The organism is Alcanivorax sp. HI0044 (assembly GCF_001634945.1).
The window spans coordinates 1-3868 of record NZ_LWEZ01000080.1 but is presented as its reverse complement, the minus strand read 5'-3'; the positions used below and the strand labels follow the sequence as shown (position 1 = coordinate 3868).

At 58.9% G+C, this 3868-nt stretch carries 3 protein-coding genes; all 3 read right to left on the bottom strand.

Annotated features, from left to right (window positions below):
• Window positions 1-1205 (bottom strand): CTP synthase (locus tag A3730_RS01000; protein ID WP_063537281.1); only part of this gene is annotated, 1205 nt, incomplete at its 3' end.
• A 392-nt stretch (window positions 1206-1597) separates the two neighbouring features.
• Window positions 1598-3499 carry an ATP-dependent DNA helicase RecQ gene (locus A3730_RS00995; RefSeq protein ID WP_063518508.1) on the bottom strand — a complete coding sequence of 634 codons (1902 nt, stop codon included), beginning with the start codon at window positions 3497-3499 and terminating at the stop codon, window positions 1598-1600.
• Window positions 3500-3658: 159 nt separating this feature from the next.
• Window positions 3659-3868: TilS substrate C-terminal domain-containing protein (locus A3730_RS00990; RefSeq protein WP_304439448.1), on the bottom strand; the 210-nt coding region annotated here is incomplete at its 5' end.

Here is a 3868-nt window from a genome sequence, read left to right as displayed (position 1 = left end):
TCTGAGGAATGGGCTTTTTCAATGCCTGCCACGTGACGGGCATATTCGATCACCGCCAGCTGCATACCCAGACAGATGCCCAGATATGGCACCTTGTTCTCGCGGGCATAACGGATTGCGGCAATCTTGCCTTCGGTCCCCCGGTCACCAAAACCACCGGGCACCAGAATGGCATCCAGGCTTTCCAGCACACCGGTGCCGTCGCGCTCGATATCTTCCGCATCCAGATAGAGGATATTGACCTTGGCGCGGTTGCTGATACCCGCATGGATCAACGCTTCGTTAAGTGACTTGTAGGCATCGACCAGTTCGATGTACTTGCCCACCATACCGATGGTGACTTCGTTTTCCGGGTTCAGTTGTGCTTCCACCACACGATCCCATTCGCCAAGATCCGGTTCGGGCAGATCCAGGCCAAACTTTTCCACCACGATGGCGTCCAGGCCCTGCTCGTGCATGCCACGGGGCACCTGGTAAATGGTCTTGCAGTCCGGGGAGGAAATCACCGCCCGGGCTTCCACATTGGTAAACAGGGCAATTTTTTCCCGGGCGCTCTGCGGAATCGGGTCATCCGCACGGCACACCAAAATGTCTGGCTGCAGCCCGATGGAACGCAGCTCTTTCACGGAGTGCTGGGTGGGCTTGGTTTTGATTTCCCCGGCGGTGGCGATGTACGGCACCAGCGTCAGGTGCACCAACAGGGACTGGCTGGAGCCCAGCTCCACGCGCATCTGCCGGGCCGCTTCCAGGAAAGGCAGCGATTCGATATCGCCCGCAGTACCACCAATTTCCACGATGGCCACATCCGCATCACCCGCGCCTTCGCGGATCTTCAGTTTGATCTCATCGGTGATATGGGGGATCACCTGGACGGTGGCGCCCAGGTATTCACCGCGGCGCTCTTTATCCAGCACATGCTGATAGACACGGCCGGTGGTAAAGCTGTTGCGGCGGTTCAGGCGGGTGCGAATAAAACGCTCGTAATGACCCAGATCCAGGTCGGTTTCGGCGCCGTCTTCGGTCACGAACACCTCACCGTGCTGGTAAGGGCTCATGGTGCCGGGATCCACATTGATGTAGGGATCCATTTTAATCAGGGTGACCTTGAGGCCGCGAGCTTCCAACAGGGTGGCCAGGGACGCGGAGGTAATCCCCTTCCCCAGAGACGACACCACACCGCCGGTGACAAAGATGAAACGAGACATGCACTCACCAGATCGCTAGTGGGTTGATAGCACCATCGTCAGTGTGTACCGGCCCCCATAAAAAAAACACCCTGCACGTTACAGACGGGCAAGGAGCTTTCGTAAATCGGGTTGGCCAGCTTCGCAAGAGACGATTGAACACCTGAAAATTCAGGAGCTTGCGCTACATCAGGACGGGAGAAAATGTTAACAGAAGCCGCCCCGTGCCTCAATCGGAATCGCTCCCGAAAGCGTAAAAAGGTGGTGATACCCAAACCGTACAGGCATCGGCTACGCCGAATTGCGCACTGCCTGTAAATGGTTGGCCAAGCGGCTGAGAGAGCAGCAAGGCTCAGGGACCGATCCACTCTTGCGCCCCACCGAGCTCGGAGGCAGGGAGCCCGAGATCAGCCTCAGGGCTTCTCACATGCCGCCAGCACATCGGCAAAAGGCGCATCGATCAGCGATGCAAACTCGGAATGCCGGCCCAGACGGGCACGGCTGGCTCGGGGGCTGCTGATACCACAAAGAAAGCGCGCCAGTTGCCGGGGCGTGGCCAGCGCCCCATGCCCTTCCTGTCTCACTGCCTGAATCACCGCCGCGTCAGGCACACGGCGATGGCGTGCCGTCATGGGCCAATGCTCGCCCTTGCAATGGCTGCACTGCCCACAGGGTTCGGGCAAGCGTTCGCCAAAATAGCTCACCAGGGCCTGCTGGTAACAGCCCTTGCCCTCAGCCCAGTCACACACTTGCTGCAGCCGCTGGATATCCCGTTGTTCGCGCACGCCAAACTGCTCTTCCATTCTGGCGGTCAGCGCCTGAGGCTCCTGCGGGCGCTGCAACATCCGGTATCCCTGGCGCACCCCGGCCACACGCAGCTCAATCATCCCCTGCTGTTCCAGATAACCCAGCGCCTTGAGGATGCGAAGCCGGTCAACCTGCAGCTCTGCGGCAGCATCAATGGGCTTCAGGGTCAGCCAGGTGCGCCCTTGCTTCCCGGTCGCGAAGACCCGCTGCAGGAAGTCGGCTCTTTCATCATTGAATTGACTAATCACGTCATCCCGGGACGTCCGGAAAGCCAGCTTGTACTCCGTATAAAATGGCGCCGTGGCGCGAACCACCCCTTCCAGCTCCAGATAGGTCAGCAGTGTGTTGATCACCAGAGGACGCACATCGAACTGCCCGGATAATTCATGCACAGACAGGTCGAATTGCTCGGGCCGGGCCACCAGCCAGTTGATCAACCCCGCAAGCGATGCGCCGTCCGGGGTATCCCCGTAACTGAAATTCTCCAATACGGTCAGATCGTCCGAACCGGCCAGCAATACACACTCGGAGGGTTTGCCATCCCGCCCTGCCCGGCCGATTTCCTGCATGTAGTTTTCCAGGGACTTGGGCAGGTTGTAGTGATAAATCGCGCGAATATCGGCCTTGTCGATGCCCATGCCGAACGCGATGGTGGCAACGACAATATTCCCCTGCCCAGCCATAAAAGTTTCCTGCACCCGGTGGCGCTCGTCATCCTTCAGCCCCGCATGATATGCCTGCGCCGGCAGCCCCTGCGCCTGCAGGAACCCGGCCACCTGTTCGGCGGTTTTCTGCAAAGTGACATAAACGATGGCCGGCTCCGATGGCCGGGACTGCAATGCCGCCAACAATGCCTGATCCCGTTCGGAGGTATTGTGGGGCCGAATATTCAGCGCCAGATTGGGGCGGAAAAAGCCAGTCTGAACATGATCTTCCCGGGCAATGGAAAAACTGTCGCAGATCTGCTTCGCCACCTGGGGAGTGGCCGTCGCGGTCAGTGCCAACACCCTGCCCACATTGAGATCGCCGGCAAGCTGCGCCAACTTTAGATAATCCGGGCGAAAATTATGCCCCCATTCTGAAACACAGTGCGCTTCATCCACCGCCATCATGCTGATCGACAGCCGCTTCAAACGCGCCAGAAACCGCTCATTGGCCAGGCGCTCCGGCGCCACGTACAACAGCTTGATACTGCCGTCATCCAGCCCTCGGTAGACACTCTGTAATTGCTCTGCATCCACGCTGGAATCCAGCCGCGCGGCAGTAATACCCAGCCGGTGAAGCTGATCCACCTGGTCTTTCATCAATGCAATCAGCGGCGACACCACCAGGGTCACACCACTGAACATCAACGCCGGCAATTGGTAACACAGGCTTTTACCGCCGCCAGTGGGAAACACCGCCAGCGCCGAACGCCCGGCCAGCAATGCGTCGATAACTGCCTGCTGCCCGGGGCGAAAGGCCTGAAGCTGAAAGGTCTGCTGCAAATGTTGCTGAAGGGCCTGCATGGCACTCCCTTTTCGGCTGGGGTTGAAGACGCAAGAGATTCGGGATCAGTCAGCGCAAGTCTGGCAGAGGAGGAATACTGAAACGAGCAGGCGTTTCGTATTTTACTGTGCGCCAGAACGGACAACTCCCGGCGCCGGGATTACATGCGGGAAGGCTTGCTAGTGTGACATTGCGGTTGAAGGTAACAAATACCAGCGCTCACTATTGTCACTGTCTTCACCATCGGCCAGCCCCACCAACGGCACACTCACCACATCCCCATCACGGAACAGCAATGGCCACTGCCGCCGCTGCCAGGGCGGCAGTGGCCATTGCTGTTCCGTGATGGGGATGTGGTGAGTGTGCCGTTGGTGGGGCTGGCCGATGGT